General features: G+C 50.1%; 14 protein-coding genes. 13 read left to right on the plus strand and 1 reads right to left on the minus strand.

Annotated features, from left to right (window positions below; all coding sequences use genetic code 11):
- Nucleotides 1-99 precede the first annotated feature (99 nt).
- The 4 genes from HI950_RS27015 (at nt 100) to HI950_RS27030 (ending at nt 4,597) form a co-directional block, all read left to right on the plus strand.
- Nucleotides 100-1,272 (plus strand): galactokinase, encoded by a 1,173-nt coding sequence (locus HI950_RS27015; RefSeq protein WP_169087223.1) that lies wholly within the window; start codon nt 100-102, stop codon nt 1,270-1,272.
- Nucleotides 1,273-1,317: 45 nt separating this feature from the next.
- Nucleotides 1,318-2,304, plus strand: coding sequence for a UDP-glucose 4-epimerase GalE (galE, locus tag HI950_RS27020; protein WP_169087225.1), 987 nt, complete (start codon nt 1,318-1,320; stop codon nt 2,302-2,304).
- A 32-nt stretch (nt 2,305-2,336) separates the two neighbouring features.
- Nucleotides 2,337-3,926, plus strand: coding sequence for a UDP-glucose--hexose-1-phosphate uridylyltransferase (locus HI950_RS27025; RefSeq protein ID WP_187768175.1), 1,590 nt, complete (start codon nt 2,337-2,339; stop codon nt 3,924-3,926).
- 221 nt (nt 3,927-4,147) lie between these two features.
- Nucleotides 4,148-4,597: a hypothetical protein gene (locus HI950_RS27030; protein WP_169087227.1), complete on the plus strand. Its 450-nt coding sequence runs from the start codon at nt 4,148-4,150 to the stop codon at nt 4,595-4,597.
- Between the two features lie 119 nt (nt 4,598-4,716).
- On the opposite strand, the gene HI950_RS27035 is transcribed toward HI950_RS27030, so the two are convergent.
- Nucleotides 4,717-4,944, minus strand: a complete 228-nt coding sequence (locus HI950_RS27035) for a DUF1128 domain-containing protein (RefSeq protein WP_169087229.1) — start codon at nt 4,942-4,944, stop codon at nt 4,717-4,719.
- Between the two features lie 130 nt (nt 4,945-5,074).
- Between HI950_RS27035 and yyaC the strand changes: the two genes are divergently transcribed.
- The 9 genes from yyaC (at nt 5,075) to thiL (ending at nt 14,124) form a co-directional block, all read left to right on the plus strand.
- Nucleotides 5,075-5,677, plus strand: a complete 603-nt coding sequence (gene yyaC, locus HI950_RS27040) for a spore protease YyaC (protein WP_223285525.1) — start codon at nt 5,075-5,077, stop codon at nt 5,675-5,677.
- Between the two features lie 14 nt (nt 5,678-5,691).
- Entirely contained in the window at nt 5,692-6,549 is an 858-nt protein-coding gene (locus tag HI950_RS27045; RefSeq protein WP_169087231.1) for an alpha/beta fold hydrolase, read from the plus strand.
- A 25-nt stretch (nt 6,550-6,574) separates the two neighbouring features.
- Nucleotides 6,575-7,210 carry a DUF6483 family protein gene (locus HI950_RS27050; RefSeq protein WP_169087233.1) on the plus strand — a complete coding sequence of 212 codons (636 nt, stop codon included), beginning with the start codon at nt 6,575-6,577 and terminating at the stop codon, nt 7,208-7,210.
- Nucleotides 7,211-7,292: 82 nt separating this feature from the next.
- A complete protein-coding gene (locus tag HI950_RS27055) occupies nt 7,293-8,504 on the plus strand; it encodes a class I SAM-dependent methyltransferase (RefSeq protein WP_169087235.1) in 1,212 nt (403 codons plus the stop codon).
- A 79-nt stretch (nt 8,505-8,583) separates the two neighbouring features.
- Nucleotides 8,584-10,260 carry a histidine kinase N-terminal 7TM domain-containing diguanylate cyclase gene (locus tag HI950_RS27060; RefSeq protein WP_223285533.1) on the plus strand — a complete coding sequence of 559 codons (1,677 nt, stop codon included), beginning with the start codon at nt 8,584-8,586 and terminating at the stop codon, nt 10,258-10,260.
- Nucleotides 10,261-10,386: 126 nt separating this feature from the next.
- A complete protein-coding gene (locus HI950_RS27065) occupies nt 10,387-11,469 on the plus strand; it encodes an HD-GYP domain-containing protein (protein ID WP_169087240.1) in 1,083 nt (360 codons plus the stop codon).
- 102 nt (nt 11,470-11,571) lie between these two features.
- Entirely contained in the window at nt 11,572-11,925 is a 354-nt protein-coding gene (locus HI950_RS27070; RefSeq protein WP_169087242.1) for a hypothetical protein, read from the plus strand.
- Nucleotides 11,926-12,075: 150 nt separating this feature from the next.
- The gene (locus HI950_RS27075; protein ID WP_169087244.1) at nt 12,076-12,945 is read left to right on the plus strand and encodes a YitT family protein; all 870 of its coding nucleotides are present in this window, start codon (nt 12,076-12,078) and stop codon (nt 12,943-12,945) included.
- A gap of 87 nt (nt 12,946-13,032) precedes the next feature.
- The gene (thiL, locus tag HI950_RS27080) at nt 13,033-14,124 is read left to right on the plus strand and encodes a thiamine-phosphate kinase (protein ID WP_169087434.1); all 1,092 of its coding nucleotides are present in this window, start codon (nt 13,033-13,035) and stop codon (nt 14,122-14,124) included.
- Nucleotides 14,125-14,135 lie beyond the last annotated feature (11 nt).

A 14,135-nucleotide genomic window follows, 5' to 3' on the forward strand; every position in this document is an offset into this window, starting at 1 on the left:
TAATAAGCACTTAGCGCCATTTCGTTTTGCAGATGGCTGCCTTATACTGAAGTTGAAAACAAACCATTCCAAATTGACAAAAAAGGAACGTGATAGCAAATGGCAAACATTGACGCGCTAACACAGCAATTTATACAGCAATACGGCGGAGACGCGAGCGACATCGCTGTATTCCATGCTCCAGGCCGTGTAAACCTGATCGGCGAGCACACCGACTATAACGGCGGTTACGTTTTTCCGGCCGCATTAACATTTGGTACAACGCTGCTTATCCGCAAGCGCACTGATCATCAGCTGGGACTTTCAACGACCAACTTCCCGGCTTCGAAGCGCTTTTCTCTGGATACCATCGTATATGACGAGGCCGACGACTGGATGAACTATCCGAAGGGTATCGTCTATGAGCTTCAGCAAAGCGGCGTGCAATTCAGCAGCGGATATGACCTGCTTTACCACGGTGAAATCCCGAACGGCGCCGGACTATCCTCATCTGCTTCCATTGAAGTCGTAACGGCTTATGCGCTTCAAGCGCTTGAAGGGCTGCCGATAGATACGGTAAAAATCGCTTTGCTCTCGCAAAAATCGGAAAATGAGTTCAACGGCGTGCAATGCGGGATCATGGATCAATTCGCGGTTGCAAACGGCAAAAAGGATCACGCGATTTTGCTCATGTGCGATACGCTTGAGTACGAGCTTGTGCCATTCGACTCGGGCAGCTACAAGCTAGTGATCGGCAATACGAATAAGCGCCGCGGCCTTGTTGACTCCGCTTATAACGAGCGCCGAGCGCAGTGCGAGCAAGCAGTAGTGGATTTGCAAGAAGCATTCCCAGAGATCACGCTTCTTGGTCAAATCAATTTGGAGCAATTCAATTCCGCGAAGCACCTGATCAAGGATGAGACCGTTAGAAAACGCGCTCAGCATGTCGTGGAAGAAATCGACCGGGTACTGCAATCGATCAAAGCGCTGAAAGAGAATGACCTCGTACAATTCGGACAGCTGATGAATGGATCGCATGATTCGCTGCGCGATCTTTACGAAGTAACGGGCGCCGAGCTTGATGCAATGGTTGCGGCGGCTCGTCAAGTGCCGGGCGTGCTTGGCTCGCGCATGACAGGAGCAGGCTTTGGGGGCTGCACGGTTTCTCTTGTACATGAGGATAGCGTTGAAGCGTTCCAGGAAGAGGTTGGACGCAAATATAACGAAGCGACTGGCTTAACGGCTGACTTCTATGTATGCACGATCGGCAATGGCGTAGAGCGTCTCGTATAAAAAACAAACAAAAAGCAATAACCATATGGAGAGGGGAAATGAAACATGGCAGTATTAGTAACCGGGGGAGCAGGCTATATCGGCTCGCATGCGGTAGCGGCATTGCAGGAGCGCGGCGAAGAGATTGTGATCGTCGACAATTTGCAGCAGGGACATCGCGAGGCTTTGCTTGGAGGCAAACTGTATGTGGGAGATCTTCGTGACGCAGACTTCATGGATACCGTCTTCCAAGAAAATGAAATTGACGCGGTCATTCACTTTGCGGCAAATTCACTCGTCGGCGAGAGCATGAAGGACCCAGGCAAATATTATCACAACAACGTATTCGGAACGCTTTGCCTGCTCGAGAAAATGAATGAATACGATGTTCGCAAAATCGTCTTCTCATCAACAGCCGCAACCTACGGCGAGCCGGAAAATGTGCCAATCGACGAGTATGACCGCACGCTTCCGACCAATGCCTATGGCGAAACGAAGCTGGCGATGGAAAAAATGATGAAATGGTTTGATGTCGCGCATAATATCAAGTTCGTATCGCTCCGTTATTTCAACGCGGCAGGCGCGCATGAGAGCGGCAAGATCGGCGAGGATCACAGCCCCGAGACGCATCTGATTCCTATCGTGCTGCAAGCAGCGCTTGGCCAGCGTCCGCATATCTCCGTATTCGGAGAAGATTATGAGACGCCGGACGGCACTTGCATCCGTGACTATATCCACGTCAGCGACCTCGCAGACGCGCATGTGCTTGCGGTGGATCGTCTTCGCAGCGGCGCGGAGAGCGCTGTATACAATTTAGGGAACGGAACGGGCTTCTCGGTGAAGCAAGTCATCGATATCGCGCGTGCCGTTACCGGCAAAGAAATTCCGGCCGTGTTCGAAGCACGCCGTGTCGGTGACCCTGCCATCCTTGTCGCATCATCGGATCGCGCCCGCAAGGAGCTAGGCTGGAATCCGAAGCGCGATAAGCTGGAGGATATTATTAAGAGCGCTTGGGGCTGGCATGAGGCCAACCCAAATGGCTACAACGGCTAAATTCGCCGTTTAACGGAAAGGAGCTGCATCACGTGGCAAATGAACAACAAGTGACATCAGCAAACGATGCGTTGATTCTTATAGAACGGCTTCTGCAGTTCGCATCGCAGCGCAAGCTGCTGAACGGCCAGCTGGATACCCATGCAGCAAGGAACGAACTGCTGAGCTTGTTCGGCTTTACGGAGCCCTATGAGGGCGAGGTAGCGGAGGAGAGCCTGGAGAGCGCTGTTGTGCTGCTTGAGCCATTGCTCGATTACGGCTTTGCCATCGGCTTGATCCCAGATAATACGACGACTTACCGCGATCTGCTTGATGCTCGCATTATGGGCTTGCTATTGCCGCGTCCTTCCGAAGCCAGCGCTGCGTTCTCGCGCCAGATGAAGGAGGAAGGGCTGCAGGCGGCAACGAATGCCTTCTACAATCTAAGCATCGATTCCAATTACATCCGAATGGACCGCATCCGCAAAAACCTGTACTGGCTGCATGAGACGGAATTCGGCAGCCTCGAGATTACGATCAACCTATCGAAGCCCGAGAAGGACCCGAAGGAAATCGCGCTGCTCAAAACGATGCCTCAGGCTAAGTATCCAAAGTGCTTGCTATGTATCGAAAATGTGGGTTATGCAGGCCGTCCCGATCATCCTGCGCGGCAAAACCTGCGCGTACTGCCGCTGACGCTGCAAAATGAGCAATGGTTTTTCCAATATTCGCCTTACGTATACTACAACGAGCACAGCATTATTTTCAAAGGCGCCCACGAGCCAATGGTTATTTCCCATTCATCCTTCGCGCGTCTGCTGGACTTCGTTGAGCAATTTCCGCATTATTTCATCGGCTCTAACGCCGATTTGCCGATCGTTGGCGGCTCGATTCTAAGCCATGACCATTTCCAAGGCGGTCGCCATGTGTTCCCGATGGAGGCTGCCTCTACAGATGCACAATTTGTTGATGCGAAGCTTCCAGGCGTTCGCTTTGGCATCGTCAATTGGCCAATGTCCGTCGTTCGGGTTAACGGTACATCAAAGGCTGACGTTCTTAGCGCCGCTTGCCGTATTCTGGATGAATGGCGCGACTACAGCGACGCTTCTGCGGAGGTGCTTGCTTTTACCGAGCAATCAGACGGAACCCTTGTGCCGCATAACACGATCACGCCGATTGCTCGTTTGCGGGATAACGGCGAGTACGAGGTGGATTTGGTGCTGCGCAACAACCGCACGAGCGAGGAGCATCCGGACGGTATATTCCATCCGCATCAGCATTTGCATCATGTGAAGAAGGAAAACATCGGCTTGATCGAAGTGATGGGCCTTGCGGTATTGCCGGGCCGGTTGAAGGAGGAGCTGGAGCAAATTGCAGCTTATTTGACCGGCGTATCGTCGGCAGATGCTGAGGAGCTTCAAGATGCCACGCATCCTCTCCATAAACATGGGGCTTGGATCTTATCGCTTACCGAGCGCTTCGGCACGTCTAACACGGCTGAACAGGCTAAAACGATCGTGGAATCCGAAACCGGAGGCAAGTTTCTTGAGGTGCTGAAGGATGCAGGCGTGTATAAGCGCACGGCAGCCGGCGCCGAAGCCTTTGAACGCTTCCTGACATCTATTGGGCTTCAACGAGCATAAAATAATAGGACAAAGCAGAGCCTCCATCAACGCTGAACGCAAAGCGGATTGAATGGGGGTTTTCCGCTTTTAAGCCGCTTTTTATAAATGAATGATAATTTGCAATGTGAAATTATATTAATTTGTAAACAGCCAAAATTTATGGTATTTTTTATATAATAAAAAAATCTTTTTGAATTATTATATCATTACTCTATAAACTATTTCGCGGAGGGGTCAAGATGTCCGAAAAAATGCTGCCGCTGGACGATTTTTTGCAGTTGAGCACCGATGAGCAAGTCGAAAAACTGAAGCGCTGGAAGATGGATTACACGCTAAAAGACATTCGGGAAGCGTGGAATTTTAAGCATTCCGCTCAATATTACATGCTGCTGAAGAAGCTGCGTATTTACGAAAGAGTTGTGAATAAATCCGATAAGTTTTATCCTGTCCAAGAGCAGCTGCTCGCTAGAGCGAATGCGGGCGGCGATCGAGCGTGGGGCGGCCAAAATGCTTATTCGGAGCGCAGGCTGACCGACAGCTTCGATTACCATTTGAATACGACGCTAAGCGGGCCGGAGCTTGCGGATAAACTGGAGAGAATCGCGCATTTCCTCAAAGGGGAGCATAAGGATGTTACGATTAAGCTCTCTATAGAAGCTGCTGAAGCAGAAGCGGAAGAGCAGGAATAAGCGCATTCGCTAACCAAATAAGAACCGAGCTAGGCTAAGGTGCCAGGCTCGGTTCTTATTTTGTAGAATAATGAAAAGAAATGTCTGATACTGGAATAATTTTCTTAAAAGTAAAAAAATTATTGATTACGCAGCTTGCCTAGCTCTGAGACGAGCGCTTCGACTTCGCTGATGCTGAATTTATCCTTCGATGCTACGACCTCGTACAGGTCTTTTATATCCTCGTATTTATTGAGGTCGAAGTTGGAAGCCTGCATGGCAGCGGCAGAAGCCATTTTTAGCTTTGTTTTGATAACTTCAATCATATACGCCACATTTTCTTGTGTTTGCAACTCTAAATTGTTCATGGAGTGCCTCCTAAATTTTTTGCGAGCCGAAAGCGGCCTTGAAAGCAAAGGCTTATTCGTAAATTTTGCATTGCAGCAATTGTACCATGATTCAAATGCGAATGACCACAAATTGAACAGGATCTTGAAATTGGATACAATTAAAGTAGAAATGATATGCAATCGATCACAGGGCAGGTGCAGGGCGACGGAACAAGCAGCGAAGAGTGATATCGAACTATTTTTTGATGCGATTGCAAAGAGGCATAGCAATCGCGGCAGCATTGTATTTATTTGCATTGGGAGCGATCGTTCTACCGGCGATTCCTTTGGTCCGTTAGTGGGTACCATGTTGCAAGAGGGCGGCTGGCCGAACGTATTCGGCACTTTAGAGAAGCCCTGCGATGCGCATGCCGTTGAGCAGGCTGCTCAAGCGATACATAAGGATGCAATCGTTATTGCGATCGACGCCTGCCTTGGCAAGCCAACATCGGTTGGGCGGTTTATCGCGGCCGAAGGCCCGATTCAGCCGGGAAAGGCGATTGGTAGAAGGCTGCCGGCAATCGGGCATTACAGTATTGCAGGCGTAGTGAATGCAAATGGTCCAAAGGCTTATTGGATGCTGCAAACCACTTCTCTTTATCAGGTGATACAAATGGCTAAAGAAATTGCGGGAGCCATTGATTCCGCTTGGTGCAAGACTGAGCGTTCTCAGTCAGCCCGAAATGATGTTTTTAAAATCACAAATCGATAGAGGAGCGTGCAGCAATGAAAGAAGAAAATGTCGAGAAGATTTCGATTGCGCAGCGGAAGCTATTTTTGAATAACGGATTAGAGCTTGCTTATTATGATTCTCATCCCGATGACGGAGGCGCAGCGGATGGCATTACCGAGGTGGTTGTTTTGCTTCACGGCTATTGCGGCAGCTCTGCTTATTGGGAGCCAATCGTAGAAGAGCTTGAGCAGCATGTGCGCATTATCGCTCCTGACGCCCGCGGACATGGCGGAAGCTCTGCAACTAGCGATGACATCTATACGATGGAGATGTATGCGGAGGATATTGCCCAAATGCTCATCAGCCTGCAAATTCATAATGCGGTACTGCTAGGACACTCCTTGGGCGGTTATGTCACGCTTGCGTTTGCCGAGAAGTATGCGAAGAAGCTGTCGGGCTTTGGGCTCATTCATTCAACAGCGCTCGAAGACAGTGAAGCGGCCAAGGGGAATCGCGATAAAGCGGTCGCGGCGCTGGAGCAAAGCGGCGTTCAGCCGTTCGTAGACGGGCTCATTCCTAAGCTGTTTGCGCCGGCGAATGTGGAGGCTTTGACTGATGAGGTTGAGCGTGGGAAACAAATCGGCTACGGTACGGCGCTGCAAGGAGCAATCGGAACGGCAAGAGGCATGAAGATCCGTGCCAACCGCACGCATATTATCGAGCAATCCCAGCTTCCGGTGCTGCTAGTAAGCGGAGCAAACGATAAAGTGATTCCAACCGAGAGCACATTTGCAGCCGTTAACGGATCAACGGTAAAGGTAGTGCTTGACGGTGCCGGCCATATGGGGATGGTAGAGCAGCCGAAGGAATTGATCGCAGCTATACTTAGCTTCGTGAAATCAAAGCAGTAAGGCGGCACGCGGGGAGGAGAGTCAAATGTTTCAGCGGGATTATTTCATGAGAATGATTGAGCAGATGACGGAAGCAGTTGGCCAAATTATGAATTTGAGGCGCGAGCGCAAGCATGAGGAAGCGCTGCTCTTCATTGACGAGCTGCTTGATAAGCGGTTCCGGCTAAGCAGCAAACTTATTCGTTCCTTATCTGACGAGGATTTAATGAGAATGATGACGACCAACGGCGTACTGGAAACCGATCATATGCAGGCAATCGCGATATTGATGAAGCAGGAGGCTGAGCTGAGCAGCGACCTGGGCCGTGAGGACGAGAGCTTCTTCGCCTATGTGAAAGCACTGCATTTGTTTTTGCGATTATCGCTTGTAGATGCCGAGCCAACGATTGTGGAGCCTCGAGGCCAAATCATGGAGCTGCTTGAGCGGCTCCTGCCTTATGAGCTTCCTTTGCCCACCAAGCGGCTGTTAATGGAATGGCATGAAGCCGAAGGCCGCTACGATTTAGTGGAAAATGTGATGCACGAGCTGCTTGGCGATAACGCCCTAAGCAAAGCAGCGGCAGAGGACATTTATAGACGGATGCTGCTGCAGCAGGATGAGCGGCTTGCAGCGGGCGGCTTGCCGCGCGAGGAAATCGAGCAGGCGCTTCAATCCCTTTGAAGGCATAGACCAGATTTAAAGCATAAGCTGGCGAAAGCAAGCTTGGCTACATAAACTTTTTTGTAGGAGTGAGAGGTACAGCATGACGGAACAATGGCAGCTAGATATCACGAATTGGATCGGAAGCGGAGAGCTGCTGCAAGCAACACTTAGTCAGCCAAGACGTAAGGATGCCGGATTGGCGCCCAAAACAATCATTCGCCCAATGAAGCTGAAGAACGGATTGTTTTATCAGTTTGAATATCATTTTGCAAATAAAGTTACCCATGACAATGTTGCGGAGCCTCAGGCAGCCGAGAAAGTCATCGATCTTCTTCAGGAAAATTACCGGCAAGCGCTGGTGAAGACACCTGAGGCTGATGTACAGCTGCTCTTCAGCAAGAAGGGCAAGGCAGCTATCCTGAGGAAGCCTCCTACCGGGGGATCGCGTCCGGCAAATCTGGAGCATAACCGGCAAAAGCAGCGCGTATTAGCCGAAGGCAAAGCGGCGCCGTTTCTTGTTGAGCTTGGCATCATGACGCCGGAGGGTCTCGTCCATGCGAAAAAGCAGGATAAATACCGGCAGATCAATCGTTTTCTAGAGATGGTCACCGATGTGCTTGATTATTTGCCGACGGATCGGGAGCTTACGATTGTTGATTTTGGCTGCGGAAAATCTTATTTGACGTTTGCGCTTTACCATTTGCTCGCCGTAGAGCAGCAGCGGAAAATCAACATTATCGGCCTTGATTTGAAAGCAGATGTCATAGCGTTTTGCTCGAATCTGGCGGAGAAGCTGGGCTACGACAAGCTCCAATTCCTCGTCGGCGACATTGCGGAGTATGAGGAGCTGAAGGCTGCCGATATGGTTGTAACGCTTCATGCATGCGATACGGCGACGGATGCCGCGCTAGCTAAAGCGGTGAATTGGGGCGCCTCGGTTATTATGTCGGTGCCATGCTGCCAGCATGAGCTGTTCAAGCAGGTCAGCAACGATGTGCTTTCGCCGCTTCTCTCGCAGGGCTTGCTGAAGGAGCGCTTCTCGGCGCTTGCCACCGATGCCGCCCGGGGAACGCTTCTTGAGGTGCTCGGCTACAAGGTGCAGATGCTTGAATTCGTAGACCCGGAGCATACGCCAAAAAACTTGCTTATTCGAGCTGTGCGATCGGAGCAGCAAGGGCAGCAAGGATTATCGATGAAAAAATGGGAGCAATATGAGCAATTTCGCCAATTTTTGAGCATTTCTCCGTCACTGGAGCACATGCTTGCCGAGCGATTGCCGAATCGTTCTTCCGAGAATGAAGCTGGAAATTAAATAATTGTCGATGCAATTAACATTTGCTACAATGGAAGAAGATGGCTGTCAAATGGATGGGTGAACCGTATTGGGATGGATGATCTGGCTAGACTTTAGTATGTTTCTAGTGCTGTTCGGCTTATTTTTCTACGTGTTGGCCTCAAGTACTGTTACCGTTTTGCACCGTATTTATTTGTTTCTACATACCGTATTTATGATTTGGACGCTTACTCAGTTTGTTTCGCAGACGACTTCTGCTGCGCACTTCAAACTTTTTTATCTTTCCATTTCATATACAGCGCTTTCGATGCTCGGAATCGGCTGGTTCGTTTTTATCGTTTTTCTTACCGGCCAGTCGTATGTGATACGAAAGAGCCGGTTATTCCTTTTAGCGGCGCCTGCGCTTATTTCTGTTGCGGCTGTAATTGTGAATCCAAACGGGATGTTTCTTCAAATTAATGATCAGCTTGCTCCCATGAAGCAGCTTCAGCATGGACCGCTGTACTGGATCATGATCACGCAGCTGGTTTTATATATGGTCATATCGTTTATTATTATGTTCTACAAACTGAGGGTGGAGAAAGCCGAGCGGCAGCGCACCCAAATCAAGACGGCATTTAATGGCATGTTCGTGCTGGTCTTGTTCTCCTTAGCAGATTTAGCTCTCAATATCATCATAATCGAACAATTTATCCGATATATTCCCCTCATATCAGTAGGTATGGCGTTTGCGGCGGTTTATTTGGTTCATGCCATAAGACGCAACAAAGTGCTCGATATTATTCAATCCGTTCAACGGGACGTTATGAATACGATGTCGATGGGTATTATCGTGCTGGATGAGAACGATACGATTATTGAAGTGAATAAAGTGATGAAATCGATTATCCGTCTTCGAATAGGGGATAAATTTAATCCTGCGCTCCTTGGTTCCCAGTTCAAAGGGGCGCCTTTGAGAGAGTTTACGGCGTTTATGGATGCGCAGCGCGCGCGCCCGCTTGTCAGGCATGAAGTAGAAATTGCCATTCAGTTCGACAAGTATCGCCATGTGATCGTACAATCCGCTCCTATTTTAAACAATAAGAAAACGCCCGTCGGAAAAGTGCTGACCTTCCAAGATGTGACGGAGCTAAGATTGCTCGTTGAAGAGACGAATATTCAAAATGAGCAGCTTCAGGACCGCAATCGAGATTTGCTTATTATGCAGGATGAGCTGTTTCAAGCTAACAAGAAGCTGGAGCATATGGCGATTACGGATGGTTTGACAGGCTGCTTTAACCGACGATATTTGCTGCATCAGCTGGAGCAGGAGATCGTAACCAATATTCGTTACGGCATTCCTTTCTCTATCTTTTTATTTGATTTGGATCATTTCAAATCAATCAACGATAAGCATGGTCATTTGATTGGCGATGAGGTGCTATGCAGTACGGTTGATGCGGTTCGTGGAGCATTGCGGTTCACCGATATATTGGCAAGGTACGGCGGTGAAGAGTTTACGGTGTATTTGCCGCATACGAACCGGGAGCAAGCTGACCATATTGCCGAGCTTCTTATGGAGACGGTTGAGCACAACAAGGTAAATACAGGCATTGGCGAGCAGCCGATCTCCGTTACCGTCAGCATGGGCGTCATCTCGATTGAACATGTTGAGCCTTCCGATCTTACAGATCCGAAAGCGTTCATGCGGGAGCTTCTAGCACAGGCAGATGCGGCGTTGTATGAAGCCAAATATAGTGGCCGAAATCGAATCGTCAAACGCAAATTAGCATAGAGGCCTGAACGTCCGCGTTCAGGCTTTTTTTTAATGCAGCTTCCATAGTCAGCCTGAGATTGTTCTGATAAAATAAAAGCTATCCGGTTAAAAGCGCTATTACTATCGAAGGCGGGAACTAATCTAATGAGAAAAGTGCAAATTGGAATGGTCAAGCCGGGAGACAAGGTGGCAAAACCCATTTTTCAAGAAAATGGAAACGTTCTTCTAGGAGAAGGGGTTGAGCTAAATGATCGTTATATTGAGCGATTGCAAAACTTGGGCATCGATTTTTTATTCATAGAGGACGGAATGACGGAGGACTTAGTTCCCGAGGATACGATCCGCGATGAAACGCGCAAGCAAGCGGTCGATACCATTTACAAGACGATGAACTCCTTTAAAGACCAGTCCGTAATAAAGGGACGAACGATTGCGCCTGATATGGGCCGGAATTTCCGGGCGGTATTCGGACAAATTATGCAGGATTTAGCCTCGCGACCTAATATGCTTGTCAATTTAACGAGCATACACGCTAAGGATGCTTATTTGTTTCAGCATTCCTTTAACGTGGCAGTGCTCGCAGGTATCATGGGCATAGCGAAGGGCTTTAATCGCAATCAGCTGGAAGAGCTCGGCATTGGCGCGCTTCTTTTCGATATCGGCATGACCAAGGTGCCTCAGAAGCTTCTAGCCAACACAGGCAATTTATCGGCGGATGATCGTACAATCGTTCAGAGCCATGCCAAGGAAGGCTTTGATATATTACGAAAGTATCATGATATTTCAATCGTTTCTGCGCATTGCGCCCTGCAGCATCACGAGCGCTTCAATGGATCGGGCTACCCGCGCGGACTCAAGGAAAATGAAATACATATGTACGCACAAATCGTTGGGCTAGCCGACACGTTTGATGCGTTGACCTCGCCAAGGCCGCACCGAAAGCGTTATACGGCGAGCGAGGCAATCGAATTTTTGTTCGCGGCCGGCGGCACGTTTTTTGATCTGGACCTTATCAAGCTATTTTGTCGACATATATCGATCTATCCGATCTCCACCTCGCTCTTGCTCAGTACCGGCCAGGTAGGCGTCGTCTCCGAAAACAATGAGCTGGCAGTCCACCGTCCACGCGTACGCATTATTATGGAGGCAAATGGGACGCAGCCCGCTTCGCCATATGAGATCGAGCTGAAGGACCAGCTTCACATCACGATTGTAAAAGAGCTTTAATTTAATTCATCCGATCTAAATAGGCATTAGGCGTAGGAGCTTGACCATACCGTGCTTCATCCACTCGCATATTTTAGTATAAATGCGGGAAGGAGTGACGAGATGGCAAATCGGGTCAAACCGCCAATATTAGGTCCGAAGAAAAAAAACAAGAAGCTGCTAAAGAGTACGAAGGTCCGGAAGCTGCAGAGCGGTCCGACATTTAATCTTTTAACGATACTGTGGGTAGATCAGAATGGTGTTCCATTTAATACGACAGGCTTCTATGCGGCATTGTATAGAGGCAGCTCGTTAATACAGACAGCAGCGTTCGATCGTTTCGGAGCTGCGTATTTCAGTCAGGTACCGACATTGACGACTGTCAATTATACGCTGCAAGTCTACGATAGCCTAGGTAGAGTGTATCATACGAGATTGATACCGGCAGGCGTAGAAGCTTTCGCGGTTATCGGTTAAATGAGCGCCCAGAGAAACCTTCCACTCGCAGCTATTTTGCTGCTAGAATGGAAGGTTTCTTTTTGTATTCCTGCTAGACTTGCTTTATCTCTGTTAGTGTTTAAGGTAAAATAATGAGAAATAGCGCTAGTAAGGGATGTGCATTCTATTATGGGAACATTACAGCACCACAAGCTATCCAAGCTGGAAGTGCTGCGAAGAGTGCTGTTTATTACACTCGGTGCGGCGCTGGTCTCGGTTGGTCTGGAAATTTTTCTAGTGCCAAATCACATTATTGATGGCGGTATTGTCGGCATATCGATTATGGCCTCGCATTTAACGAAAGTGCCGCTTGGCTTGTTTCTATTTTTATTAAATCTTCCTTTTTTGTTTTTAGGCTACAAGCAAATTGGCAAAACCTTCGCAATCTCGACGCTGTATGGCGTATCGGTTATGTCTCTGGGAACGTTTTTGCTTCATCCGGTGCCTCCTCTTACGGTAGAGCCGTTTCTGGCTGCTATTTTTGGCGGTGTCATATTGGGTGTCGGAGTCGGCATGGTTATTCGATTCGGGGGCTCGCTTGACGGTACGGAAATCGTCGCCATTTTGTTTAACAAACGGCTGCCTTTTTCGGTAGGCGAGACGGTTATGTTCTTTAACCTGTTCATACTCGGCAGCGCGGGTTTTGTGTTCGGCTGGGATCGGGCGATGTACTCGCTTATCGCGTATTACATTGCGTTCAGGATGATTGATATCACGATCGAGGGCTTTGATGAATCGAAGGCGGTGTGGATCATAAGCGACGAAGCGAAGGAGATCGGCGCAGCAATTATGAGCCGGCTCGGTCGCGGCGTTACTTATTTGCACGGTGAGGGCGGCTTTACGGGCGGAAACAAGCGCGTCATCTTCTGCGTCATAACGCGGCTTGAGGAAGCAAAAATGAAGTCGATCGTGCATGAGCTGGACCCTGTCGCTTTTCTCGCAGTCGGCAATATTCACGATGTGAAGGGCGGACGGTTTAAGAAACGGGATATTCACTAATGATGATAGTAGTCCTTGAAGAAGGACAGCGGAGCCGCTTCGGCTTGTCATCGATCGGCAGGCTATCGAATTGGGACGAAGGAGATCATCGCATTGGACGAGTTTGAGAGCATTCATCACTGGACGTCAGGCAGGCAAGAGGGCGAATGGCAGCGGCAGCGCGGCGTTGTCGTCGGTATCGGCGACGATGCCGCCGTTGTTGATCCAGCCGCGGCTGCGGATGGCGTAGCCGCGCCGAAGCGGCTGCTGCTGGCGGTCGACACGATGGTGGAGACCGTCCACTTCAATCAGTCGACGATGCGGGACGAGGATGTCGGCTATAAGGCGCTTGCCGCGAACATCAGCGACATTGCCGCGATGGGAGGCGTGCCCTTGCATGCGCTCGTCTCGGTCAGCGTGCCGCCCGCCTATACGCCGGAGCGGATGCGGAGGCTGTATGACGGGCTGTACGAGTGCGCCGAGCGCTACGGGGTTGCTGTTGTAGGGGGCGATACGACGTCGTCGCCGGAGCATTTGGTTGTGGCGGTAACGGTGACGGGAACCGTTGAAGCGGGGCGCGAGCTGCGCCGCTCGGGCGCTATGCCGGGCGATGCGGTGTTTGTGACCGGCGCGGTCGGCATGTCGGCGGCGGGCTTGCACGCGCTGCTTGCCGAGGAGGCGCGAGGTGCGGCTGATGCTTCCGCGACTGGGGCGGACCAGGCGATTGGCGCTTTGGTGAAGGCGCATCAGCGGCCAAGTCCATCGGTGCGGGCAGGCAGGCTGCTGCTTGCGCGGGGAAGCTGTCATTCGCTCAATGATGTGAGCGACGGTCTAGCGAGCGAAGCATGGGAGATCGCGGAAGCTTCGAGTGTGCGTCTTGTGCTGCGTGAGAAGCTGCTGCCTAGGAGCGGCAGCATGGCTGCTTACGCTTCAAGCGCAGGCGTTGATCCGCTTGAATGGATGCTTTATGGCGGAGAGGATTATGTATTGCTTGGTACGATGGCATCTAGTGATGCCGAAACGATGCAGCTCGTCTTTCAGCAGGAGGGCATCCCATTTTTTGTTATCGGGGAAGCCGAGGCAGGCCAGCCGGGAGTAGAGCTTATCCGATTCAATCAGGTGGGCAAGGAAAGCGGATTGCAGTCTCATAACGAGAAGCGGGTAAATCTTAAGAAGCGCGGATACAATCATTTTTTGTGATGAACGGGTGA

Source organism: Paenibacillus sp. PL91 (assembly GCF_012935325.2).
Taxonomy (GTDB): Bacteria; Bacillota; Bacilli; order Paenibacillales; family Paenibacillaceae; genus Pristimantibacillus.